At 36.7% G+C, this 24,550-nt stretch carries 30 protein-coding genes and 1 tRNA gene; 27 read left to right on the plus strand and 4 right to left on the minus strand.

Features of this window, described 5'->3' with window-relative positions:
- Positions 1 to 194 precede the first annotated feature (194 nt).
- Both CEF16_RS01975 and CEF16_RS01980 read left to right on the plus strand, forming a co-directional pair.
- On the plus strand, positions 195 to 1,478 hold the full coding sequence (locus CEF16_RS01975; protein WP_091587190.1) for an MFS transporter: 1,284 nt from the start codon (positions 195 to 197) through the stop codon (positions 1,476 to 1,478).
- Between the two features lie 97 nt (positions 1,479 to 1,575).
- A complete protein-coding gene (locus CEF16_RS01980; RefSeq protein WP_091587191.1) occupies positions 1,576 to 3,597 on the plus strand; it encodes a peptidoglycan D,D-transpeptidase FtsI family protein in 2,022 nt (673 codons plus the stop codon).
- Between the two features lie 117 nt (positions 3,598 to 3,714).
- Here CEF16_RS01980 and CEF16_RS01985 read toward each other — a convergent pair whose 3' ends face one another.
- Both CEF16_RS01985 and CEF16_RS01990 read right to left on the minus strand, forming a co-directional pair.
- The gene (locus CEF16_RS01985; protein ID WP_091587192.1) at positions 3,715 to 4,194 is read right to left on the minus strand and encodes a hypothetical protein; all 480 of its coding nucleotides are present in this window, start codon (positions 4,192 to 4,194) and stop codon (positions 3,715 to 3,717) included.
- Between the two features lie 12 nt (positions 4,195 to 4,206).
- Positions 4,207 to 4,548: a hypothetical protein gene (locus CEF16_RS01990; RefSeq protein ID WP_170031503.1), complete on the minus strand. Its 342-nt coding sequence runs from the start codon at positions 4,546 to 4,548 to the stop codon at positions 4,207 to 4,209.
- Positions 4,549 to 4,726: 178 nt separating this feature from the next.
- Between CEF16_RS01990 and rpmG the strand changes: the two genes are divergently transcribed.
- The 5 genes from rpmG (at position 4,727) to CEF16_RS02015 (ending at position 8,483) form a co-directional block, all read left to right on the plus strand.
- Positions 4,727 to 4,876, plus strand: coding sequence for a 50S ribosomal protein L33 (gene rpmG, locus CEF16_RS01995; RefSeq protein ID WP_091587194.1), 150 nt, complete (start codon positions 4,727 to 4,729; stop codon positions 4,874 to 4,876).
- Between the two features lie 239 nt (positions 4,877 to 5,115).
- Complete coding sequence (locus CEF16_RS02000; RefSeq protein WP_091587195.1) at positions 5,116 to 5,679, plus strand: 5-formyltetrahydrofolate cyclo-ligase; 564 nt, start codon at positions 5,116 to 5,118, stop codon at positions 5,677 to 5,679.
- A gap of 176 nt (positions 5,680 to 5,855) precedes the next feature.
- Positions 5,856 to 6,038: a hypothetical protein gene (locus CEF16_RS02005; protein ID WP_091587196.1), complete on the plus strand. Its 183-nt coding sequence runs from the start codon at positions 5,856 to 5,858 to the stop codon at positions 6,036 to 6,038.
- Between the two features lie 138 nt (positions 6,039 to 6,176).
- Positions 6,177 to 6,929, plus strand: coding sequence for an HAD family hydrolase (locus CEF16_RS02010; protein ID WP_170031506.1), 753 nt, complete (start codon positions 6,177 to 6,179; stop codon positions 6,927 to 6,929).
- A 6-nt stretch (positions 6,930 to 6,935) separates the two neighbouring features.
- Complete coding sequence (locus tag CEF16_RS02015; RefSeq protein ID WP_091587198.1) at positions 6,936 to 8,483, plus strand: rhomboid family protein; 1,548 nt, start codon at positions 6,936 to 6,938, stop codon at positions 8,481 to 8,483.
- A gap of 25 nt (positions 8,484 to 8,508) precedes the next feature.
- On the opposite strand, the gene CEF16_RS02020 is transcribed toward CEF16_RS02015, so the two are convergent.
- Positions 8,509 to 9,321 (minus strand): hypothetical protein, encoded by an 813-nt coding sequence (locus CEF16_RS02020; protein ID WP_091587199.1) that lies wholly within the window; start codon positions 9,319 to 9,321, stop codon positions 8,509 to 8,511.
- A 135-nt stretch (positions 9,322 to 9,456) separates the two neighbouring features.
- Between CEF16_RS02020 and CEF16_RS02025 the strand changes: the two genes are divergently transcribed.
- The 8 genes from CEF16_RS02025 to CEF16_RS25075 all read left to right on the plus strand — a co-directional run bounded on the left by CEF16_RS02025 (position 9,457) and on the right by CEF16_RS25075 (position 17,512).
- Positions 9,457 to 10,914 (plus strand): spore germination protein, encoded by a 1,458-nt coding sequence (locus tag CEF16_RS02025; protein ID WP_091587200.1) that lies wholly within the window; start codon positions 9,457 to 9,459, stop codon positions 10,912 to 10,914.
- Between the two features lie 203 nt (positions 10,915 to 11,117).
- Positions 11,118 to 11,624 carry a hypothetical protein gene (locus tag CEF16_RS02030; protein ID WP_091587201.1) on the plus strand — a complete coding sequence of 169 codons (507 nt, stop codon included), beginning with the start codon at positions 11,118 to 11,120 and terminating at the stop codon, positions 11,622 to 11,624.
- A 19-nt stretch (positions 11,625 to 11,643) separates the two neighbouring features.
- The gene (locus tag CEF16_RS02035; protein WP_091587202.1) at positions 11,644 to 11,844 is read left to right on the plus strand and encodes a YqgQ family protein; all 201 of its coding nucleotides are present in this window, start codon (positions 11,644 to 11,646) and stop codon (positions 11,842 to 11,844) included.
- 28 nt (positions 11,845 to 11,872) lie between these two features.
- Entirely contained in the window at positions 11,873 to 12,841 is a 969-nt protein-coding gene (locus tag CEF16_RS02040) for an ROK family glucokinase (RefSeq protein ID WP_091587203.1), read from the plus strand.
- A gap of 294 nt (positions 12,842 to 13,135) precedes the next feature.
- Positions 13,136 to 14,035 (plus strand): arginase, encoded by a 900-nt coding sequence (rocF, locus tag CEF16_RS02045; RefSeq protein ID WP_091587204.1) that lies wholly within the window; start codon positions 13,136 to 13,138, stop codon positions 14,033 to 14,035.
- A gap of 22 nt (positions 14,036 to 14,057) precedes the next feature.
- Entirely contained in the window at positions 14,058 to 15,476 is a 1,419-nt protein-coding gene (gene aspA, locus CEF16_RS02050; protein ID WP_091587205.1) for an aspartate ammonia-lyase, read from the plus strand.
- A 363-nt stretch (positions 15,477 to 15,839) separates the two neighbouring features.
- On the plus strand, positions 15,840 to 16,460 hold the full coding sequence (locus CEF16_RS02055; protein WP_091587206.1) for a hypothetical protein: 621 nt from the start codon (positions 15,840 to 15,842) through the stop codon (positions 16,458 to 16,460).
- Positions 16,460 to 17,512 carry an MTH1187 family thiamine-binding protein gene (locus tag CEF16_RS25075; protein ID WP_091587207.1) on the plus strand — a complete coding sequence of 351 codons (1,053 nt, stop codon included), beginning with the start codon at positions 16,460 to 16,462 and terminating at the stop codon, positions 17,510 to 17,512. Before CEF16_RS02055 ends, CEF16_RS25075 begins: the two co-directional genes overlap by 1 nt.
- A gap of 136 nt (positions 17,513 to 17,648) precedes the next feature.
- Here the strand turns inward: CEF16_RS25075 and CEF16_RS02065 are convergent.
- Positions 17,649 to 17,723, minus strand: a tRNA-Gln gene (locus CEF16_RS02065).
- Between the two features lie 212 nt (positions 17,724 to 17,935).
- Here CEF16_RS02065 and comGA point away from each other — a divergent pair.
- The 12 genes from comGA to sda all read left to right on the plus strand — a co-directional run bounded on the left by comGA (position 17,936) and on the right by sda (position 24,478).
- On the plus strand, positions 17,936 to 18,994 hold the full coding sequence (gene comGA, locus CEF16_RS02070) for a competence type IV pilus ATPase ComGA (protein WP_170031509.1): 1,059 nt from the start codon (positions 17,936 to 17,938) through the stop codon (positions 18,992 to 18,994).
- The gene (gene comGB, locus CEF16_RS02075; protein ID WP_091587209.1) at positions 18,991 to 20,019 is read left to right on the plus strand and encodes a competence type IV pilus assembly protein ComGB; all 1,029 of its coding nucleotides are present in this window, start codon (positions 18,991 to 18,993) and stop codon (positions 20,017 to 20,019) included. The genes comGA and comGB overlap by 4 nt, the downstream gene beginning before the upstream one ends.
- A gap of 28 nt (positions 20,020 to 20,047) precedes the next feature.
- Positions 20,048 to 20,188: a hypothetical protein gene (locus tag CEF16_RS23520; protein WP_170031512.1), complete on the plus strand. Its 141-nt coding sequence runs from the start codon at positions 20,048 to 20,050 to the stop codon at positions 20,186 to 20,188.
- Positions 20,189 to 20,204: 16 nt separating this feature from the next.
- The gene (locus CEF16_RS23525; RefSeq protein ID WP_170031515.1) at positions 20,205 to 20,360 is read left to right on the plus strand and encodes a hypothetical protein; all 156 of its coding nucleotides are present in this window, start codon (positions 20,205 to 20,207) and stop codon (positions 20,358 to 20,360) included.
- 169 nt (positions 20,361 to 20,529) lie between these two features.
- Positions 20,530 to 21,399, plus strand: coding sequence for a replication protein (locus CEF16_RS02080; RefSeq protein ID WP_091587210.1), 870 nt, complete (start codon positions 20,530 to 20,532; stop codon positions 21,397 to 21,399).
- Complete coding sequence (locus tag CEF16_RS02085) at positions 21,281 to 22,111, plus strand: ATP-binding protein (protein WP_091587211.1); 831 nt, start codon at positions 21,281 to 21,283, stop codon at positions 22,109 to 22,111. The genes CEF16_RS02080 and CEF16_RS02085 overlap by 119 nt, the downstream gene beginning before the upstream one ends.
- Positions 22,111 to 22,308 carry a hypothetical protein gene (locus tag CEF16_RS23530; protein ID WP_170031395.1) on the plus strand — a complete coding sequence of 66 codons (198 nt, stop codon included), beginning with the start codon at positions 22,111 to 22,113 and terminating at the stop codon, positions 22,306 to 22,308. Before CEF16_RS02085 ends, CEF16_RS23530 begins: the two co-directional genes overlap by 1 nt.
- On the plus strand, positions 22,253 to 22,402 hold the full coding sequence (fbpA, locus tag CEF16_RS02090; protein WP_102776554.1) for a Fur-regulated basic protein FbpA: 150 nt from the start codon (positions 22,253 to 22,255) through the stop codon (positions 22,400 to 22,402). Before CEF16_RS23530 ends, fbpA begins: the two co-directional genes overlap by 56 nt.
- 18 nt (positions 22,403 to 22,420) lie before the next feature.
- Positions 22,421 to 22,588, plus strand: a complete 168-nt coding sequence (locus CEF16_RS23535) for a hypothetical protein (RefSeq protein ID WP_170031518.1) — start codon at positions 22,421 to 22,423, stop codon at positions 22,586 to 22,588.
- 251 nt (positions 22,589 to 22,839) lie between these two features.
- Positions 22,840 to 23,880: an XtrA/YqaO family protein gene (locus tag CEF16_RS25080; protein WP_342750459.1), complete on the plus strand. Its 1,041-nt coding sequence runs from the start codon at positions 22,840 to 22,842 to the stop codon at positions 23,878 to 23,880.
- Between the two features lie 43 nt (positions 23,881 to 23,923).
- Entirely contained in the window at positions 23,924 to 24,187 is a 264-nt protein-coding gene (locus CEF16_RS02100; protein ID WP_091587213.1) for a hypothetical protein, read from the plus strand.
- A 162-nt stretch (positions 24,188 to 24,349) separates the two neighbouring features.
- The gene (gene sda, locus CEF16_RS02105) at positions 24,350 to 24,478 is read left to right on the plus strand and encodes a sporulation histidine kinase inhibitor Sda (RefSeq protein WP_091587214.1); all 129 of its coding nucleotides are present in this window, start codon (positions 24,350 to 24,352) and stop codon (positions 24,476 to 24,478) included.
- Positions 24,479 to 24,550: the final 72 nt, after the last annotated feature.

Consider the following 24,550-nt stretch of genomic DNA (forward strand, 5'->3'; position numbering starts at 1 on the left):
CTGACTCCGTTTTATTTGATCTTGCATTTAGCTTGCCAATTCAGCGTTGTCACTGGACGACGTTACGTTCTTAGCAGAACTTTCTTTCGAGAAGCCAGTGCTTTTGTTCTGAAGATCAATTTCAGTAGTTCCAGCTCATAGTGCATAGCCGTCTTGACTTTGCGGCACAATATGGTCAAGGCGGGTGGGGCACGATGGCTAAGTCAATTACAAGAATTTTACTCGGAAATGTACAAGTGACGAAAAATTTATTATTATTATTAGTAATCGGCGGTCTTTATGCTATATCTATATCCTTATCCAATACGTTTGTAAATATATATTTATGGAAGCAATCCGGTGAAGTTTCGGATATCGCGTTATATCAACTGGCATCCGTGACAACTCAACCTGTTGCTTTTTTATTGGCCGGCTATATTTCAAAAAAAGCTGATCGCATTATTTCCTTGCGTTTAGGTGTTTTTATACTAACTGCTTTTTATTTAACTGTTTTATTTGCAGGAGAATCAGCTGAAACGATTCTTCTTTTATTAGGGGCATTACTAGGCATGGGATTTGGTTTTTATTGGCTTGGATATAATGTTCTCACATTCGAAATAACAGAACCGGATACTCGTGATTTTTTTAATGGATTTGCAGGTCTGTTAACCTCGTTTGCGGGGATGATCGGTCCGATAAGTGCAGGGGCTATTATTACATGGATGCCTGATACACAAGGATATAAAATGATATTTTTTATATCATTTTTCCTCTTTATTATGGCTGTACTTTTAAGTTTAAAGATGAAACACCGGCATGCTGAGGGGCCATTAAAAATACCAGCAGCTGCCAAAGAAATAAAAAGAAACTTGGCATGGCGAAAAATCCTCTATTCCCATTTTATACAAGGATTAAGAGAAGGTATATTTGTCTTTATCATCGTTCTGTGGGTTTATATGGCAACAAATAGTGAACTTGCTCTTGGTAGTTATGGTTTAGTAACGTCTGCAGTTTCTTTTGCAGGTTATTTTTTGGTAAGCAGGTTCTTAAAACCTTCACGTCGTAAAAAAGCCATTTTTATTGGAGGGATTTTGTTATTTGGTGCTGTTTTTCTTATCGTTTTTAATCCCGCTTATCCTCTCTTAATGACATATGGAGTTATTGTTTCAGCTGCTTATCCCATGCTCCTTGTGCCATATGTCTCTTTAACCTATGATGTGTTAGGAAAAGCTTCAAGTGCAGGCCCCCTTCGGATTGAGTATTTGATTACAAAAGAATGGTTTATTAATGGTGGCAGAGCGGTGTCTATCTTATTATTGTTATTAGGCATTTCTTTATTAGATGAGAAACAAATTATTCCTATCCTTATGGTGATTTGTGGATCTGGTCACTTTTTTATCTATTTTGTTATAAAAGGTATTGACACAAGATTTCTTCAAAATAAAAAAGAAGTGAATAGTGGAATGCCTGAAAACGGAGGAGGAGATTCTCTCACTTGAGAGGTTCTCCTCTTTTTTGTTGTTTCATTTAGTGCTAAAATAAGGAAGGTTGCACTTCACCATTTTTACGATAGCTGGTAAAGGGAGAGGAATAGATGTGGCAAAAAATAAAGTTGGAAAGAATCGAATTCCTTTCCGGTTAAATTTATTATTCTTTGCTGTTTTTATATTGTTTTCGGCATTAATTTTAAGACTTGGTTTTATCCAAATTGTTCAAGGCGATGAATTTGAAAGTGAACTTGAACAAACAAGCAGTGAAACAGCTCGAATTGATGCGCCCCGTGGTCTTATGTATGACAGAAACGGGGAACTCATTGTCGATAATGAACTCGTATTATCGCTTACATATACAAATGAACAAGATGTCCCTGATGACGAAAGGATACGTATTGCGACAGAGCTGAGTAAATTAATTGAAGTTGACAGTGAAGAGATGGAGAATATTCCAGAGCGAGATAAAAAAGACTATTGGCTGGTGACACATCCAGAAGAGGCTGCTGAATTACTTACTCAAGAAGATAGGAACACAATAGAAGATGATGATGAACTGTATGACCTGCAGTTGAAGCGAATTACAGATGAGCAGTTAGATGAATTAAATGAGGAACGAGAAATTATAGCAATTTGGAGAGAAATGACAAGTGGTTATTATGATTCTCCACAGCGAATTAAAAAAGGACTGTCACGAGAAGAAGCCCACAGCATAAGCGAACGGTTGGATAACTTGTCAGGAGTTGACATTTTACGCGATGCAAACCGGAAGTATTTATATGAAGATGCTTTTCCTCGATTTTTTGGACGTACAGGAGCTATTCCGCGAGAAAATCTTGAGGAATATTTGGCCAAAGGGTACGATAGATCCGATGAGGTAGGCACGAGTTTTCTCGAAGAATATTATGAAGAAGCACTTCGAGGTAATAAAGGTGAAATCTTAAGCGCTAATAAATCAAATAATTCTGGGAAAGAAAGTAATGGGAGCCGTGGGAATGACCTTGTTCTGTCGGTTGATATGGCCCTGCAGCAAGAAGTTGAAACCATCATTGATGAAGAAGTAGACAGCTCCACCGGCAGCTTTATTAATGACAAAGAGGCATATGTGGTATTGATGGAGCCGCAAACGGGAGAAATATTGTCCGTTTCCGGGTATTCTGATCACCTTGGCTCTATTTCGAGCTCGTTTGAAATGGGGTCTACCGTAAAACCAGCTACTGTAATGTTGGGCTTACAAACAGGTGTAATTAACCAACATTCAGTCGTGGTCGATAGAACGTTAAATATACCTTACACCCCGCCTATAAGCTCTGTGTCTAATTTGGGGCCAGTCAATTACTTGACGGCGCTTGAAAGGTCTTCAAATGTGTTCATGGCACACATAGCAATGGAATTAGCCGGCTATAATTATGGTGTGAGTCAAACCTGGAATACGACCGAATATAATGAAGCTTATGATACTTTCCGCTACTATTATGATCAATTTGGGTTAGGAGCAGAAACAGGTGTGGACCTTCCATTTGAATCTACAGGCATAAATGGAGGGAATGCAAGTCCAGGTAATCTTTTATATCTTAGCTTTGGTCAGTTTGACACCTACACCCCGATGCAGCTTGCTCAATATGTTTCAACGATTGCAAATGATGGTTATCGTATGAAACCTCATTTTGTTAAACAAATACGCGAAGCTAGTGCAGATAAAACTAAACTTGGAGCAGTTCGCCAGCAGTTTGAGCCTACAATTATGAATAAAGTAGATATAAATAATGAGTATATCAACATGGCTCAAGAAGGGATGTGGCGAGTAACAAATGGGAGCAGAGGAACGGCGCGCTCTTATTTTAATGATACAGAATATGTAGCTGCTGGAAAAACTGGTACAGCAGAAATAAGAATTCGCCAGGATGGATCAAACAGGGTAGTCGAAGGAAATAACCAAGCTTTTATTGGGTATGCTCCATATGACGATCCAGAAGTAGCCATCGCTGTTATTGTGCCATACGTCTATAAAGACTCTGCAGGCGGAACAAGCGGTATTGCTAATGCCATTGCAAGACGATCATTGGATGCTTATTTTGATTTAAGAAAAGACCGTCCGGACATCGAACCAGATGATACAGACGAATAAAAAAAGGCTGATGGCAGTGTTTTTGAGCTGTCATCAGCCTTTTATTAAAGGATCAAAGTATAAGTAAAACTACGTCTACCGCCATAGGACTCGGCGGCAAGCCGAGTTTTTCTAATGCTATTTTGTTATCTTCGTAATAATTTCCTTTTCCGTCATGTCACTATTCACTTTATAAAAACCGGCTTGAATATTTGTAGCTGCTTCACTATTTTGCAGTTCCTTTTTAAAAGTATCTATGTTTTCAATTATATTTAACTGATGAAGCAATGACACAGCATCATTACTATTCATTCCTTCTTCTATATGTAAAACAGCATGAGTAGGAAAATCATTTGAGTCTTCTTTTTGTTGTGGTTCTTTGTTTTGCTCTAGTTTTTCTGCCTCTTTATTATGTAAGACAGTAAATCCTTCTGCCTCTAGAAAAGTAATAATTTCTTGTTCTTCCATCTGCTGAATGGAATGTTTCTCAGCATTTTGATAAGAAGTATTTTTAGGCTCAGCTGATGTATTAGGGGCGAAAATAAAATAATAAATACAAACAATACATGCAGCAAAAAACCAACCAGCAGCAAAAATTTGAACCCCTTTTCTATTCATTTTTAAACCTCCTTATTGCAGACTGGCTAGCAAGTACTTCACTTCATCTTCCTTTAATTGCATAGCAGCAGCAATTTCATGAACGCTCATGTTTTGCTGAAAATATTTATAAGCTTCATTGACCAGCTCTTTATTTGTTTTTGAACGGCTCACAGGCGGGTTAGGTTTTACCGTTGTAAGTAATTCTTCTTCTAACAATTGGAGTCTTTTTTTTATGTGGTATACTTCCCCCATCATATTTAGCGACAATTGCTCCAATTCATTTTTTGTTTGATCTTTGTTTTTTAATAAAAAAGAACAACTAAATAGTATTAAACTTACTAAGAGTAACATAATAATTAACCATTCCATCATTATTCCTCCGATTGTAAAATCCCAAGTTTTTCTAAGAATATTATACATGCTTCTTCATAAAAGGAGAATGGTTTTCGTTAAATGAAGGTGGTTTTGTAATTATAACTTGATAGCTAGTCGTGTATTTGCTATTATTGTTAAGTATGAAAGAAGATGAAAAACGGGGAGGGAATGCGTCATGCGTGTACAAGTAACGTTAGCTTGCACAGAGTCAGGCGACCGTAATTATATTACGTCTAAAAACAAACGTAAAAACCCAGAACGCATTGAACTAAGAAAATTTAGTCCGCGATTGAACAAATACACTGTGCATCGCGAAACAAAATAAGCAGGTGGAGGGAATGCTCCTCTGCTTTTTTTATACTTTGAAACGTTTACTTTTATAAAGGAGTAACGTATAAGAAGACAAAGGCTTCTGCCATTTAGACTTGGCGATTAGCTAAGTTTTTTTACACGGTTAGAAATTTAAGTTTTAATAGTATAAAACAAACCACGATTTTCACCATTTGAACTTGATGAAAATCGTAGTTTTTCTAATTCATATAAAGTTACGCAGCAAGGAGTAACATGATGAATCAAAAAAGAGATTTTCGCTTACATATTAGAAATCAATTTGAAGAATTACCGGTTCATCTAATAAATACAAAAAGTAATAATGTGTATGATCACTTATTTCGTTGGAACATGTGGCAAGAGGCATCCAGGGTTGCTATAACGATGGCTGCCAATAATGAGGTAGAGACAAGACCAATCATCGAAAAGGGCTGGGAACAAGGTAAAATAATGGCGGTGCCAAAAGTAAATCCTAAACGCCGAACATTAGATTTTTATGAAATAAACTCTTTTAATGAAACACGAGAGGATTTTGCCGGCATTTTAGAACCTGATCCATCGTTAACACGACTCATAATTAAAACAAGTTTCGATTTAATTATTGTACCGGGGCTTGCTTTTGATAAACAAAAATTCCGAATTGGTTTTGGCGGGGGCTATTATGATCGTTTTTTAGAGGGTTTAAACGTTACCACGTGCTCTTTGGTGCTAGACTTCCAATTGTTTGATTACGTTCCTAGTGAAGGGCATGACATACCTTTAACTGCATTGATCACAGAAACGGGGATTATTCGCTAGGGTGACATATTATCATAAACGATCGTATGGTAATTGTTTAGATCGTATGGTAATTGTTTAACCAGAAGAGGCAGTTGATCTAAAAAGGTATGGAAACAAATTAAAAAAGACTATCGCTTTTATGTGTATAAAACGCAGCAAATCTGCAAAATATACAGGTAAAAAGAGGGCGAGTCATGTTTAGAAACTGGAAAGTGATTATTACGGTTTTTGTTATAGTTTTTCTAATGATGCAATTCAGAGGACGTTTTCTTCATTTCTTCTTGTTAAACCGTCCTTTACGGCGTGTGGCAGTGACTATTGCTTTACGTATTCCTTTAGTACGAAAGTATATGCTCACCCCATTTTCTACACAATAAAATATGATTTATATGAAAGGTCGCCGTCTAATACAAAGACAGGGGACCTTTTTTTCCTTTTCAAAAACATAATCAAAAGTAAATTATTCGATGTGGAGAAGATGCATTGCTATAATATGGAGATGGGGGAGTTGTAATATGCGATGGAATACAATTTGTTTTGACTTAGATAATACATTATTCAGTCACGAAGAAGCATTTGAACATGCTATCATGCATACGTTTGAAGAGACGTTAAAAGAATTGAATCAAAAATATGACCATCTGCCGTCCATAAATATCAAAGACTGGTTTCGTACGTTTAAATATAATTGCGATTACTATTGGGAGAATTTTGAAAACAATAAATTATCTCATGACGCATATAGAAAAGTTCGATATGAAAAAACGATGGAAACATTCGGACTGCCGGTTGAACCAAATAGTGCAAAAAATTTTCACGAACAGTACGAAGAAGTGGTGGTTGGTTATAGTGTCCCTTATAAAGGGCTTCATGAACTACTGAACACATTAAAAGAAGCAGAAATAAACATGGGTATTATAACGAATGGAAAACGGGAAACGCAAGAACGTAAAGTGATTCAGTTAGACATAGATAAGTATATTCCGTTTGAACATCTCATTGTGTCCGAAGACGCAGGGGCAGAAAAACCCGAACAGGATATTTTTGACCTTGCCTTAAAGAAAATAAACGGTGAGAAGAATAAAGCTTTGTTTATAGGTGATTCGTGGAAGCTTGATGTGCAGGGAGCAATCGCTGCAAAGTGGGACGCAATATTTTTAAATACACGCAATGAAAAAAGAACTCGAGGATGTCCTCCAGCTGCTGAACATTTTTCTCTTGCTGAAACCGCTCAATTTCTCTACTGGTCGCTCCATTTGAAAGGATGACAGTGTGTGAAGCCAAACCATCTTTTTTGGAAATTTATATACCATTTAGTAATAAAAGAAGATTTACGCATTATTGATATTAGTCCTGATAATAAGCAGGTGTGGATAGAAAAAGAACAAAACGGCAAAAAAGCTGCGATACGTATCGTGAAAGTGGAATATGACTGGATGAAAGATTTAGAAATAGATAAAGAAAAAGCAAAACGTATGTTAAATAAAGTAAAAAAAATAATACCAGCTAGAAAATTAATATTTTTTAATATATACGTTTCAACGTATCCTCCAGTGGATCTGAATAGCAAATTGGTACAGCATTGGGAAAACGAAGAGAACATGAAGTCTTTTTTTATAGCATCAGACTCCGCTCAATCTACCGTAGATGAACCGGGGGATGTCTTAAAAACCATGGGATTTGAACAACACTGGGAAAACTCTCATGATTTAATGGCGGAAGAACATCAGTTTTATGCCCGTTATTTTAAAAAAGAAGTTTTTAGAAAGCAAGAACAACTAGAAAAAAAAGATAAAAATTTATTGCTTTTTGGAAAACCTAGATTTACTTATTTACTGCTGGTTTCAATTTTACTCGTATTTTTTGCAGTAGAGCAGGCAGGCGGCAGTACCGATATACTCACTTTAATTGATTTTGGTGCAAAATATAATCCAGCTATCATCGAAGGAGAGTGGTGGAGATTTTTCTCTGCCATGTTTCTTCATATCGGATTTTTTCATTTATTTATGAATTCATTAGCGTTATTTTATTTAGGTGGGGCTGTAGAAAGAATGTATGGCACTACACGGTTTATTATTATTTATTTTATCGCAGGTCTATTTGGTTCTCTAGCAAGTTTTACTTTTAATGAACAAATCTCTGCTGGTGCTTCAGGTGCAATTTTTGGATGTTTTGGGGCATTATTATATTTTGGGTTCATCCATCAAAAATTATTTTTTCGTACTATGGGAATGAATGTTTTAATTATATTAGCCATAAACCTTTCCTTTGGATTTATCGTTCCAGCTGTTGATAATGGTGCACATATTGGCGGTTTAATAGGTGGATTTTTAGCATCGGCATTTGTACACCTTCCAAAACACGGTTGGAAGTTTAGACAAGTTTTTATTTTCTTCTTAACTGCTGTGTTAAGCAGCACACTGTTTTGGTATGGGCATGCAAATGAGAGCAAAGCAGAATCTCCTCTGCTTGACTTGCAAATCGCCCAAGAGCATTTAGAAAGGGACAACGTTGAAGAAGCGGAATATATTTTGGAGTCACTCTTAGAAAATAAAGACAATGCTCAGGCCTATTTTTTAATGGGAAATGTATCGATTCAAAAAGAAGATTATGAAACTTCCGCTCAATACTTTGAGAAGGCTGCAGAACTTGAAAATGAATTTCCACAAGCCCATTACAATCTTTCATTAGTTTATATAGAATTAAATGAATATGAAAAAGCTGAACTAGCTTTGGCTCGTGCTAAAGAAACAAATGAATCGAAAGGTGATGAAAGGCTGAACTTTGAAAAAGTGGAAGAGTTATTAAAAGAAAGAGAGTAAACTTTCCGTTGGGTAAACTTATTTCTTAATAATGGCTGTAATGAATGAATAAAGATAATTTTCTTTGTTTTTCATCCCAGCTAATAAACGGCATTCCTCTTTTATGTTCCGATCGGTATTTGCGGTTTCCTTCTAATAATTTTTTGTAAATACCTCCCCACATTTCTTCTAATTGTTCAAGTGGAAGGTGATTATTTGAAGCAGGATCGGTAATCATTTTCCACTTATTTAAGTCTTCTAATGGGAAAAGCAGCGTATCATGAGGAAGGTTTGCTTCATCGCGAATAATCCTTTCTATGTGATCTTGTTGTTGTTTAATTACAGCGTCCAAAATATTTTTAGCCTTTTTATCTTCTTTTGATTTGGGAGATTTAAAAGAATGCATGTCGGTCATAGGCGTGTCCAAAACATATAATTTATCTTCACTCCAGCCAAAGGAAAATTCAGAATTTTCTTCGGCATAATGAAAAGTTAATAAATGATAACGGCTGCTTTCTTCAGCTTTCGTTTGTTTTGTAATATTTAAATCGTTTTGATGCTCCGACCATGCGGAGGATGTATCTTTTAAGTATCCATCCTCAAATAGCAAGGTAAAGCCTTGTTGAAATGAAACCTCATTATATGTTTCGGAAGATCCTGTCCATTCTAAAAGGTATTCGTCATCATCGCTGATATGAAGAATTTCAACTGTGCTAGTCGAATCAGAAAAAAAATCTTCTGGGTGCTGAAAAGATAATTCAGATTCTTTATTACGTTCATGCGTGGCTAATGATATATGGTTGGAAACAAGGAAAAATAAAAATAAAAGGGAAAATGCTATATAAAATAATTTTGTCATACAAAGAACCCCTGTCCTTTTTGTCTATTTTCATGAGTATGTATAGGAAAAGAATTCATGACATCCATCATTCATAAACTTTTGTCTGCATTTTTTTTGTAATTGCGGAGAAAATGGGAAAGAGGGGTGGATTAGATGGACAAAAATGGTGTGCCAGTAAGTAAAAAATTAGAAGAAAATCAAAAATATCTTTCTGAAGAACTGGCTGTTGATAAAAATTTTGATATTATTGAACTTCCTGTTGAATATAACGGCAGGAAAATGCTCTTTTATATGGTGGACGGTTTTGTAAAAGATTCAGCGATGACACAAATTCAGCGTGAGCTTGCTCATTTAAAGTATTCTCAATATCGTGCTGATACGTTAAAGTTACTTATCACATCAAGAATACCGTATGTTGAATTAGACACAAGTGATGATTTAAATGAAATAGTAGACCAGGTTCTCTCTGGTCCGGCAGCGCTTGTTGTTGAGGGGGAAGAGCAGGTCATTCTCATCGATGTCAGAGAATATCCTGTTCGAAGTCTCGAAGAGCCGCAAACAGAGCAAGTCGTTAGAGGAGCGAAAGACGGTTTTGTTGAAACGATAGTATTTAACACAGCATTAGCAAGAAGAAGAATAAGAGACCGTGGTTTGCGAATGGAATATCTATCTGTTGGCAAGCGCTCCTTGACCGATCTATGTATTGGCTATATTGAAGACATAGCAAATAAAGATATGGTGGAAACCATTAAAGAACGTATAGAAAAGATAAAAGTCGACGGTTTGCCAATGGCTGACAAAACGATTGAAGAATATTTGTATGGACAGTATTTGAATCCGTACCCTCTCGTAAGATATACAGAAAGACCTGATACAGCAGCAGCCCACTTGTTAGAAGGCCATGTATTAATATTTGTAGATGGTTCACCAGCTGTTATTATTACTCCATGTACCTTTTGGCACCATTTACAACATGCAGAAGAATACAGACAAAAACCAGTAATAGGAACAATGCATCGTTTAACAAGACATTTTGCTGTGTTTGCATCATTATTTCTGCTTCCATTGTGGTTTTTGTTTGCTAACGAGGCTATCGACCCGCCGGCTTATATGAGTTATATTGGAGCAGAAGAATCAGGAAAGGTACCGCTTTTAACTCAATTCTTAATTGCAGAACTAGGAATAGAAATGTTACGAATGGCAGCAATTCATACGCCATCCGCTTTAGCAACTGCGCTTGGTTTAGTGGCTGCTATATTAATAGGGGAAATAGCGATTGAAGTGGGTTTGTTTTCATCAGAAGTAGTACTTTACCTTGCAGTAGCCGCTATCGGTTCATATGCCACCCCAAGCTATGAATTGAGTTTAGCGAATAGATTGTGTCGTATAATATTTTTATTGATGGCAGCTTGGTTTGGAGTCACTGGCTTTATAGCGAGTGTAACAGTATGGATATTATTATTAATAGTGCTAAGACCAGCAGGAGTCCCATATCTATGGCCGTTTATCCCTTTTTCTTTTCACGCGCTTGGTGATATTTTAAAAAGAAGGCCTATTCCATTAAAAAATAGAAGGCCTGATGCATTTCAACTTATTGATGAGGATAAATAAAATGAAACTGTCTTTTCCATTTAGTAAATCAGGAAAAGGCAGTTTTTTTATAAAAATACGACATTCAATGTACTTGACGTATGAATGCCGTTCCGCGGGCTCTCAGAAAAAGAAGGGTTGAAATGTTTACATAAGTTTGCAGGTAATGATTTTGCTGGACAAACATAGATTATATTAATCATCTCAACATTGAGGAGGAAGTCATGTTTGCATCTATGATGGAAATTATACTAGCAGCTATGACTGTGGGAGCGGCTTCGGTCTATACAAGAAATAAACAAACAATGTTATCTGTTCTTTTTATTTTATTGTTTGCTTCTTTTGCTTACCTTGGTTTCCTTTTATCAAGCTATCATATCATTTATCTAGAAGAACTGCATTGGACGGTTGATGTGGTCCGGTTTTTAATAGCGCTGACTGTAGGAGCAGCAGCAGTATTTTCGTTTCTTCCTTTCCATGGTTACTTTCATTCGCAGAGTAAACAATTATGGCTCGCTGTTTCCGTATTTTATTTATTTGTTGGGTGGCATGCTGGGCACTGGTTTGGGTCTTGGTATATGTTCACAGGATTAATAATAATGTTTATAATTTTTTATGTAGCAGGAAATATTTGTCAAGGTATGGTACAGATAAAATTGAAACAAAAACAAATGGCATCCTATATCCCTTTTATCATTTTGCTTTTATTTTCAATACTTCTGTTGCTATAATAAAGTTATGTTTAATGAAATGAATTCAATAACTGACATCAGAAAATGGCTTGTGCAGTTTAGAACAATCGTATACACAAAAGACCGCCTAGCGGATCTTGAATTAATGGAAGACGAAATGAGAGAAGCTTATCAAATGGGTATGTTAAATCAAGAAATGTATCAAAAAGCTATGTTGATTTTACTGCAAGAAAAATCGGCACTATCCGATAATAAATAAGTATCAACAAAGGAGCTGTACTGTACATATGGAAGCACAATACGTACTAGGGATCGATGTAGGCGGAACTTCCGTTAAGCTAGCAGTGTTAACCGTAGATGGTAATTTGCTTGAAAAATGGAATGTTCCGACAAATAAAGCAGACAACGGAGCCTATATTCTTAAAGATATATCTTCCTCTGTTAAAGAACATCTTTTAAACCTGAGGTTGGATAAGAATCAATTTATAGGTGCTGGTATTGGAGTGCCAGGTTTTATTAATATGGAAAAAGGTATGGTAGATTTTGCGGTAAACATTGGCTGGAGAGACTATCCGATTGTACGCATTCTTTCAGACTATCTTGATATGCCAGTAGTTGTAGATAATGATGCAAATTTAGCTGCTGCAGGTGAGTACTGGAAAGGCGCGGGAACTGGTGCAGATGATTTAATAATGTTTACTATTGGTACAGGCGTTGGCGGTGGAATCATTGTAAAAGGAGATATTCTTCATGGCGTTGGGGGCATGGGAGGAGAAATAGGACATGTTACCGTTGTTCCTGAAGGAGGGACACCCTGCAATTGCGGAAAAGCAGGATGTCTAGAAACAGTATCGTCTGCTACAGGGATCGTACGTATAGGTAATATAGAAGCTGAAAAAAATAAGGAATCTTCTCTATATAAACAAAAGCAAGAAGGAATACAATTGACGACGAAAAATATTTTTGAAGCTGCAGTTCGAGGCGATCAAACGGCTGATGCTGTTATCGAAAAAGCAATGTATTTCCTAGGATTAGCAGCTGCAAACATAGCTAATGTATTAAACCCTCAAAAAATTGTAATAGGGGGAGGCGTGTCGGCTGCCGGAGAACAATTGCTTTTTCCATTACGGAATCATTACGATAACTTTGCATTAGAAAGAGTAAAGTTGGATTCTGAATTTGCCCTTGCTGAATTAGGAAATGATGCAGGAGTGATGGGTGCTGCATGGCTTGCAAAAACGTATTTAAAAGATTAGAAATATAAAATCGGCTGTCTTATAAAGGCAGTCTTCTTTTATACTTTAGGAAAGTTTAAATTTGTGAAAAGGAATAAAGTATAAGTAAGACTACGACTACCGCCATAAGGACTCGGCGGCAAGCCGAGTTTTTCTAATATTAATAGAAACGTTTTGCCGATATATAGTATCAATAATATAACGATTTTACTCTTAATGGTAAGCGGAGAAGACATACTCAAAAAAACATCAACTTGCCAATTGAATGTCATAAAATATAGAAATAAACTTTTTTATGGAAGGGGAGGCGTACATATGAACCGAAACGTAACAATGATCGGCGTGCCGATGGACCTTGGTCAGAACAGGCGCGGAGTAGATATGGGACCAAGTGCTATCCGTTATGCAGGAGTTTTAGAAAGAATCCGCACTTTAGGATACAATATAGAAGATAAGGGCGACATACAAGTTAAAAAAGAAACACTCGGAAACGAAAACATACACAATTTAAGCAACTTAGACCCTGTAACAGAAACAAATAAATCTTTAGCAAGAACAGTCTCTTCCATTAATAAAGAAGGGCATTTTCCGCTTATCCTTGGCGGTGATCATAGTATTGCTATTGGAACTATTGCTGGAATGTCAGGCTATTTTGATAACCTTGGTGTGATTTGGTATGATGCTCATGGTGATTTGAATACTGCTGACACTTCTCCTTCAGGTAATATTCATGGAATGCCTCTTGCTGTCTCTCTTGGTTTAGGTCATCCTACTTTGACGACAATAAATGGGGATTTTCCAAAAATTAAACCGGAAAACGTAATCATTATAGGAGCAAGAGAGCTTGACGAAGGAGAAAAAGATTATATTCGGCAATCTGGCATGAATGTCTATACAATGCACGAGATAGATCGTTTAGGAATGTCGGAAGTCATGCATCAATCTATTAATTACCTTAAGGATAGGTGTGATGGCGTCCATTTAAGTCTCGATCTTGATGGTCTTGATCCCCATGATGCCCCAGGAGTAGGAACTCCGGTGTTAGGCGGTCTAACTTATAGAGAAAGCCATTTAGCCATGGAGATGCTCGCTGAAGCAAAAATGGTTACTTCAGCAGAATTTGTAGAAGTCAATCCTATACTAGATGAAAAAAATAAAACAGCTGAAGTGGCTGTAGCCTTAATGGGATCGCTATTTGGAGAAAAGCTGAAATAATTGTTGTGAAGGAGAAGATGACATGAGTGAATTTCGTACCGAAAGAGACTTTTTGGGAGAAAAAATGGTGCCCATTGATGCTTATTACGGCATACAAACAATACGTGCAAAAGAAAATTTTCCAATTACCGGTTATCCCCCTCATCCGGAATTGATAAAAGCTTTCGGATATGTGAAAAAAGCAGCTGCAATAGCAAATAGAGAAGTAGGTGTTTTAAATAAAAATATTGCAGCGGCAGTTATACAAGCCGCAGATGAGGTGATTGAAGGAGCCTTTAATGACCAATTTATTGTGGATGCGATTCAAGGCGGCGCGGGTACTTCGTTTAATATGAATGCCAATGAAGTTATTGCAAACCGAGCAATTGAAATATTAGGTGGGACGAAAGGTCATTATTTAACAGTTAGTCCAAATACTCATGTGAATATGGCACAATCGACCAATGATTCTTTTCCTACAGCAATTCATATTGCTGCACTTCGCTTAGCAAAAGTACTATTGAAGTCTTTAGAACAGATTATATCTACATTAAAAGATAAAGAAGCAGAATTTGATAAATTCATAAAAATGGGTCGTACTCATTTACAAGATGCCGTACCAATCAGGCTCGGACAGGAATTTGGAGCTTACCGGCGGGTTTTAACTAGGGATTTAGCAAGAATTAAAGGCTCAGTAAATCATTTATATGAAATAAATATGGGTGCTACGGCTGTTGGAACAGGTTTAAATGCGAAACCTGAATATATTGAAAAGGTAGCAAAATATTTAGCTGAAATAACTGGCTTTCCCTTATACAGTGCAGAAAATTTAGTAGATGCTACACAAAATACAGATGCATATACAGAATTATCTGCGGCTTTAAAGGTACATGCTATAAATTTGTCAAAAATAGCTAATGATTTACGTTTAATGAGTTCAGGACCTCGAACCGGCCTGAATGAAATTAACCTTCCCCCGAGACAGCCAGGCTCCTCGATTATGCCTGGTAAAGTAAATCCAGTAATGTGTGAAGTGATAAATCAAATTTCTTTTCAAGTTATCGGTAACGATCACACGATAAGTATGGCTTCAGAAGCAGGCCAGCTCGAGCTGAATGTAATGGAACCAGTGTTAGTTTTTAATCTCTTGCAATCTTTATCGGTTCTGCATAATGGTTTGCAAGTCTTCAGAGAGCATGCAATTGTGGGGATAAGCGCGAATGTGGACCATTGCAGGGAAATGGTAGAACATAGTGTTGGTATAATCACAGCTATTAATCCACATGTTGGGTATGAAACTGCATCAAGAATTGCAAAGGAAGCAATAGAAACAGGGAGAAGCGTGAGAGAGATTTGCCTTGAAAGGGATATATTAAGCAAAGAAGAGCTCGACGAAATTTTGGATACAAAAGAAATGACAAACCCGGGAATAGCTGGAGCAGATTTTTTATTTAAATCATAAAATAATGCCTGGTTAGAAGGAACCAGGTTGTTTTTTGCATAATATATAACTTATACGTGAAATACAAAGCTGCTTTCGTTTCCCATTTTTCATAAATGAGTGGAGAACAAAATTTTATGCAGCAAACTTTGTTATTTGTTTCACTACATTTTTTTTACACATAGGAAGACGCCCAATAAAAAACAATTTAAACCGATAAATAAGCCTTTTCCACCTATTTTTCTTTGATTGCTGGAGTCAACCAAAATCAATTCCATTTTCCCAAAAGATTGTTTTTTACACACCAGCTGAACTCATTGGTGATAAATCATAGTTTATCTAAAGAAACGACAGTATGGAAAAGCATGAGAAAGGATGGTTAACGTGTTTAATGGGAATAAGCTGGTTGTTATTTTGCCGGTTCTGTTGATGATATTTCTTTTTGCAGGGGGAAGCTATTACATAAATCAAACAGAAGTGGTAAATAACGAAGAACTGGATGAAAAAATAAACTGGGAAACAACTCTTTTGCAGACAGAGGATAGTTCGGTCTTAGAAGCAACTTGGAATTGGAGTGTTACTCCAAGCGATGGAATGGCGGGTGAAGATTATATTGGGGTAACTTTCATTGATGAAAAGGGAGAGGCTTTACCAGCTGAATTAATGGATGATTATCAATTGACGTTAAAGGTTGAAGGGGAAGATATAACAGAAGGTGGTGAGGCAGCAAACAATGGTATTATATTTTCATTTCCTAATGAGATAGAAGAAAATAAAACTTTGGGAGATAAAGGCTCATTGCGAGTAGAAACAACTTCTGCATCTAACCCTGTACGCGCAGTTATTAGTTACTTGCATACTTGGGAAGACCACGGAGGGCTTCAATCAAAAGATGCTAGGTTTTTTAACCGGGAGTTTGCGGGTAAAGGGGACAAAGATGAATCATTTTTCTGGGTGTCAGAACGATTTGTTGATTTAGAAGAGAAAGGCAGTTCGAACGGCTAATGAAAGGTCTCTCTTATCAAAACGGCGTCCTGTTTTTCGGTGAAAAATATATCGGATGGGCCAGCGTAAAGAATAATAAGCCGGTTTCTGAGGTTCTTCCTTTAAGTAGCATGTCTATGTTGAAGATAGCATGCCATGTTTTTAAATTGATGCCTCGCTGGTATAAATTATTATTTTATGTATGGGTTGCTGCTGTGATTTTTTCACCTTTATTTCATTTAATAGGTATAAACTTACCGGCGCTTCCCTTTTATACGTTTATTTATTTTGTTTTTGGTACCCATTTTATTTTTCCAAAACAATTAAAGAAGTTTCATGGTGCTGAGCATAAGGTATTTAGTTTTAAAGGGGTAAAAAAAAGAAGAAACATTTATCGAATAAAAAAGGCAGCTATTACAAATCGCTATTGCTCAACAAATATAGTAGTCATGTATTTTTTAACAGTATTATTTTTTACTCCTGCTGCTTGTTTATGGTACCCGTTTCAACAAGCAATAGCTATTGTGTCTTATAGTGCTGTTTTGTTCGTGCCAATTTTTCACCGTATCATCCAGCAAAAAAAGATGGCTGTATTCAGAAAACCTTTACTTTATCTATCATATGCCGTGCAGCGCCATATCTCTTGTTCTCATCCAGAAAGAATTCATTTGTTAACTGCCGTAGAAGCTTACAGGGCCTTGGCTGAAAATGAATATCCGCATCTGTTAGTGGAAAAGCCTAAAATGAAAAAGGAGGAGAAAAAAATGGCAATTATTGATTTGACAATAGTCCCGGTGGGTACGGAATCAACAAGTATGAGTGAAGATGTGGCAGAAGTTCAAAAAGTGTTAGATCGGCATTCACAGAAAATAGACTATCACTTAACCTCTATGAGCACTATCATTGAAGGCGATCTGAATGATCTATTCCCTATTGTTCAAGAACTGCATGAAATACCGTTTAATCGGGGGGCAAAACGAGTAGCAACAAACATTAGGCTAGACGACCGCAGGGATGGTACCCAGGAAAGTATGAAAGGGAAAGTCAGCTCGGTGGAAAATAAGCTGAGTTAAAGCAAAAGGGAGCCGTTTTGGCTCCCTTTATTGGACTTTAGGAAAGTTTAAACTTTGGTTAAAGAATCAAAGTTTACTGCCATAAGAACTCGACGGCATTCCGTTTTTTTAATGAAAAGTGCGCTTGATTGATGTATGGCTGGGATGGCAGGGTTCGAACCTGCGCATCACGGAATCAAAATCCGTTGCCTTACCACTTGGCTACATCCCATCGACAGTTTTTAGTATAGACAGCATTAATTTTTTTATACTTTAGGAAAGTTTAATTTTGTTAAAGGAACAAAGAGTGAAACTACGACTTCCGCCATAAGGACTCGGAGGTAAGCCAATTTTTCTAATTCGCAAAAAAATTTTATATTTTTGCAGGAGTTTTAGTTATTACAGAGAATTATATATCTGATAATTAGAAAGGATGGTGATTTATTGACGAATATTGAATGGGAAAGCAGAAAGTTAATAGAGCGTGCTTTGTCATTAGATGCAACAGATATTCATCTGCATCCTAACGAACGTAACACTTCTTTGCTTTTCCGGCTTCAAGGAAAACTTCATCACATGCAGTCTTTGAAAAAAAGAGATTCGGAACGTTTAATTGCCCACTTTAAGTTCAGGGCAGGGATGGACATTGGTGAACAAAGACGTCCCCAAGACGGGTCTTTTATGTTAAAGAACACTTCTCCTCCGGTAAACCTTCGTTTTTCCACAATCCCTGCTTACTTTCGTGAAAGTTTGTCTATTCGACTGCTTCCTCAAAACAATTTTTTTCCTTTATCCTCTTTATCTTACTCTCCGGCTGTTACTTCCTTATTTTATCGGTTGCTAACCTATAGAAACGGCATGATTATTCTAACCGGGCCTACAGGTTCAGGAAAAACAACCACTCTTTATGCATTCATGAATGCCTTAAAACAAGCAGATAATTCACGAATCATCAGCATAGAAGATCCTGTAGAAATTAGAAATGAAAAGGTTATTCAAACAGAAATTAATGAAAAAGCAGGTTTAACGTTTACGGAAATGTTAAAAGCTTCGATGCGTCACGATCCAGATGCACTTATGGTTGGAGAAATCAGAGGACATGACACCGCTTATCACGCGATACGTGCGGCGTATACTGGACATTTAGTATTTACAACGATGCACGCTGGTTCCCCGTATGGAGCTATAAAAAGATTAATTGATTTTGGGTTTTCGCCGCTTGATTTACAAGAAACAATATTATGTATTACTTCTCAATTTTTAATGGCAAGATATTGTCCGTTATGTAAAAGCAATGAATGTTCGCCCTATTGTGGTAAGCATGGTATGTCTTCTCGAATTGCTCTGTTTGATATTTTAGCAGAAAAAGAACTCAAAAACGCTATAACTAAAAAAACCTCTCCCATTTTGACTTTTTCACATGAAGATCAATGGAAAAGAGGGATTGCCCTCGGCCTATTTTCTGAAAAAATGAAGATTAAGGAGGTCTGTTACGATGTATGAGAAAGAAATGGAGTAAACATGCAGCAGCAAACTTCTTATTAAAATCTGGAGAACTGTTGGAACAAGGTTATAATCTTGATCAAGTTCTGCAGCTATTGTCCTGGGAACAAACAACAGATATAAAACAAATCATCTATGACATGAGAGTACAATTAAGAATAGGAACACCATTTCATGATGTTCTTGCTCAACAAGCTTTCCCATCTGATATTACTGCATATGTATTTTTTTCGGAACAATGCGGATCTCTATCGCAAGGTTTGCAAGGGGCCGGTGAACTTTATCTAAAAAGGTTAAATGCTTTAACCAATATCCGGAGTTTTATGAGGTATCCCCTTGTCTTGCTGTGGCTGCTTATTCTAATATCTATCGTCATGGTCCACTTCTTATTTCCACAATTTAGTCAGTTATTTAATTCCCTTCACATGGAATTCCCTTTATTAACCTTGGCAATGTTACAAATATTTCAATATGCTCCGTATATGTTTGTTTTCATTTTTCCCACCCTTCTATTATGTTTTCTTTATTATATAAAGGTTTTTCGCCACTACTCTGCTCATAAACAAGTCAAGTTACTGACCCGTGCTCCTTTTTTAGATCCGTTTATTCGCTTATTTCTTACTTATTATTTTTGTCTGCAGTTTAGCAGCATGCTAAAAGGTGGTCTTTCTATTTATGAAGCATGTCTCGTTTTTGAAAAGCAGCACCATTTTGTTTTTTTTCAAACCGAGGGAAAGTTCTTAAAACAACAATTAAAGGACGGACACCAGCTTCACGCAGCTTTAGAAGCGGCAGGATGGTACAGAGACGAAATGAAATATGTTATTCAACACGGGCAGGCTTCTGGAAAACTTGGAGATGATCTTTATTTCTACAGTGAGAAAGTGTTTCAACTGCTTGAAGAAAAAGTGAAAAAGATTGTCATGGCAGTGCAGCCAGTGATGTTTTGTTTCATTGGCATCGTTATTTTAGGAATGTTTTTATCGGTGTTTTTGCCTATGTTTCAGTTGATGACGTCTATTTAAAAACAGGTAAATATTAAGGAGAGTGAACATGAAATTAATCGAAGATAAATGGCAGAGAACTTTAAATGAAAAAGTGAAAAATATGGAAACAAGGATTATAGCACTAGAAGAAACAAAGGAAAAAGATATTATCAGCCTTCTAAAAGTAGTAGCCCGTAAAAAAATATAATGGGGAGAGTTAAATTATGACAAATAAATATTGGAACAAAAAAGGATTTACCATGATAGATATGACATACGAGGAGCCGGATGCTGAAACTCCTAAAGAAGAACCAACATCTGAAGCTCCTAAAGAAGAATCCAAACAAAACGAATTACCATTCGAAGATGACGTGCAATGATCTATAAAATACCGATCCCGGTCTTCTATGTTGTTCTGACAAAAGGCAGCAGAGACCGGGGACGGCTCTTTAAACAGTATGTACAAGGTTATATAAAAATGAATCATCCAGAAATGGAATTTAAGAAAATTGAGGGTATGTATGCCATTTGTGAGAGGAGGGAGTAATTATGCCGGCTAATCCGCAAAAAGAAAACGGCTTTACTGGTATAGCAAATGAAATATTTGATGTTATTGCTCAGTGTAAATTCAACGGAACCCAGTTTAGGTTACTCACAATCATTTGGCGTTACACATACGGTTTTCAGCGGAAAAGCCATCCCTTCTCTCAATCTTTCTTACACGAAAAAACGGGATTAAGTAAAGACTCTATTAAAAGAGGTATTAAAGGGCTTATTGATAAAAAGGTGCTGATCGTTGTGAAAGTAGCTACTTTTTCAAATCCACGAGAGCTTATGTTTAATAAATATTATAACGATTGGTTAATCGAAAAAGATGAACCTAAAACAGCAGAAAGCCCCCAGAGTGATGAAGTGGAGGGAGGGGGACAAACTGCACCCACCCCAGGGGGCAATTTATCCCCCCATATAAATAAAGAACTTAAAGAAAGTAATAAAGAAATACAACTACAACAACACACGCGTGATTATCAAACTTCGTATGAGCTATTTGAAAATACAATAAATGTGATGCCAAACCAGATACAACAAAATCAATTAATCGAATGGATTAAAACTTTAGGAGATGATTTTGTTTACAGAGCGATTGAAGTTGCCTGTTTAAACGCAGAAGGTCCACCAACGTTTAGGTGGCTGAAATATTTGATTGAAGAATGGACCGGTAAAGGAGCTCGCTCTCCTGATGATATCGACCGGTTACAAGAAGAGTTCCAGAAAAAGAAAAGCAGAGGTGATCCAGGCAATGGAAAAGCTGCAATTCCAAGAAATCATGGACAAACTTCGAGCCAGAGCAGAGGAAGTCAGAAACGATCCATCACGGGCGGCCAAGTCGGCTGGATCAAGCCAGGAAGAAGAGCATAACTATGACTGCCCCAAATGCAAAGACAAAACAGGATACCTAGCAGAGAGTAACGGTATGGAAGTTTGGGTGCAGTGCAGTTGCATTGAGTGGAGAAGAGCACAGAAGCTCATTCGATCCAGTGAAATTACAGAAGAGTTTAGGAAGCTAGGATTTCAGAATTTCCGGACTAAGGGAAAGCCGGAGTTGATACGTGGAGCCTATGAATGTGCTCTAAGCTATTTTCAAAGATTCCAAGAAATTAAGGACCTACGGCAAAACAGCATTGCTTTACTTGGGCGACCGGGATCCGGTAAAACGCATTTACTAACTGCTATATCAAATAACCTGATCCGAAAAAAACAGGTGCCAGTCCTATATTTCCCCTATTTAGAGGGATTCAATGACCTAAAAGACGATTTTGACAAGCTGGAAGAAAAAATGGATCGCATGAAAAAAGCTGATGTGCTTTTTGTTGACGATCTTTTCAAGCCTACTGGCAGAGACAAAAAGCCTCGTGCGACTGATTGGCAAATAGAGCAAATGTATGCAGTCATCAATCACCGTTATTTAAATCACTTGCCTGTCCTTGTCTCTTCAGAAATGCCAATTGATCAACTCGTAGAGATAGACGAGGCATTAGCAACTCGCATTTATGAAATGTGCAGGGATTATCTGGTGTTAATCCAAGGTGATAAATTCCAGCTTAATCATAGATTGGAGGGGATGGGTTAATGCTTAAATCTGCAATTTATTTTCCCCCAAGAAAACGACCTGAATATACTAAAGAAACTCGAAGGAAACATTTACTTCGAATGTTGGAAGAGAATGAACAAAAACTCCGTAAATGGGAGAAGAGAGAAGAGGGTGCAGATTATGGAGTTAAGACGGCAGCATTTGATTCAGGAATTACAGAAAAAAGGATTTTATAGATCAAGTGATGGGCGACTATTGAATGAGTTAACCTTGGAAGAATTGGAAAAAGAGAGAATCCGTTTACCAAAAATTTTTAAAAAGCCTAAATAGGAATAAGTGGGGAGCCCTATGAGAGAAAACAAATTATTCAAAGTTAACTATACTTTCCAGGGAAACAGAACTTACACAATCAAACAGGCAAAAAGTAAAGAACAAGCAGAAGAAATGGTTGCTTGCATGGTATTAAAAGCCAGAAACATAAATGCCGAAGAAATTGACGGCATGAAAGAAATGTAAGGGAAATTATTTAATGACAAAGGTGATTGGTTTAATCCAAGAAAAATACAAATGAAATTATATAAATCCTTGAAGGAGTGAAGCAAAATGAATAAGCAAATACAGTGGCAGAAGAAAGTGATTAGAGAAGAATTCGTTGTAAGAGATACAAAAGAATCCAATAAGACTGTTAAGAAAACAGCAAAATAAAAAGCCGCCCCTCTCAGGACGACTTACACGCTAATACGAGTATACCACAGGGAGGGGCTCTCATGAAAAGATTACAAAATATCGACATAAACCCTAGGACAGGAGAACTAAACATTGGTATAATGGATAAAAATTCCTCTTTTGCTATTGTGGTGTGTAATGGACGAGCTAGATTAACAGAGTTACCGGATCACGGGGAGACAAAAATAGTGACGCACCAGGGGAAGGTAAAGCGTATTAAGTACGATGAGGGGGGAGGAATTTTAGTGAGTATGGAGTCAGTTTTAACTCCTAGACATGTAATTAATAACAAACAACTCGTGTCTATTTTTAAGTGCTCTCCACAGGGTGGTATGCGACGATCTAAGGATACTAATACATTAGTGATAGTTTCCAATAATGTGGAGTCTCTGTATGAGAATAAATGGCTAGGTGGTACCTTGCATTATACAGGTATGGGAAGAGTTGGCGATCAAAGTTTGGAGTTCATGCAGAATAAAACTTTAAATCAATCAAGGGTCAATGGAGTGGAGGTTCATTTATTCGAGGTGTTTAAAGAGCAAGAATATACATATCGGGGAGTGGTCGAACTAGCTGGTGATCCTTATCAAGAACGACAATTAGATGAGGAAGGTTATCTAAGGCTAGTTTGGATTTTTCCGTTATCCTTAATCAATGAATCCACTCAGAGAATTAATAAGGAAACAGTTAAAAATGCGGAAGGTAACAGAAGACATAAGGCAAGACGTATGAGTGATGATGAATTGTCCAAAAGAGCTCATTCCAGCACTGGGCAAGCGGGAATAAGGAATACTAATACAGTTTACTATCAAAGAGATCCTTATGTTGCTGAATATGCGAAGCGTTGGGCAAAAGGAATTTGTCAGCTTTGCGAAAATTCTGCTCCATTCGTAAATAAAAAAGGAGAGCCCTTTTTACATACTCATCATATTCAATGGCTTTCACGTGGTGGGGAGGACACAGTAGAAAATACAATTGCTCTATGCCCTAATTGTCATGAACGTATGCATGTTTTAAATGGTAAGGGCGACGTTGAAAAGTTAAAAACAAAAGTTCAACAACATTTTACATCGTGTAATTAATTTAACAGTAAAGTTAAAAGGATAAGGTTATGAGGGTGGTATTTTGAGTACGGAACAAATTTCTAAAGTTTTTAATAATATTATAAAATCAGAAAGACTTCCAATTATTTTTGCTGGTTCAGGATTATCTAAGAGGTACACAACTAATAGTTTCGATTGGAAGGAATTGTTGATTGAGTGTATTAGTAAATATAGTGAGGATCCCATCAATAAATATAAAGAATATAAAGAGGAAGTAGAACATGCATTGTATAAAAATATAAACAAGTTCTCAGTAAATGAAAGAATTGGATCATATATTTGCTAGGGAGGGGTTTTTTTGAATAAATATGGTTTTGTTTTTAAGAAAAGTAAATTTATTATTACAATAATGTTAAGGTTGTAAAAAATCTACGAAGGTGTTTAAAAATACAAAGAATTGTTTTAATATTAATTACTGACGTTAGAATAATGGGAGGAAATATTTGACATGGGTTTGGATGATTTATCTCCTTCTGTTCTTTTGGAAGCTTACCATAAGGCGAAGGAAATGGAGCTTGATGAAGATTTTATCAATATCTTAAAAAAAACATTAGAAGCCCATCTTGTACATCAGTAAAATTTGTTATTTTAGTTTAAGCAACGTAAAATTCGTTGCTATTTTTTTTTATCTTTCGTAGGACTTTTGTAA

Source organism: Alteribacillus bidgolensis (assembly GCF_002886255.1).
GTDB lineage: Bacteria > Bacillota > Bacilli > Bacillales > Marinococcaceae > Alteribacillus > Alteribacillus bidgolensis.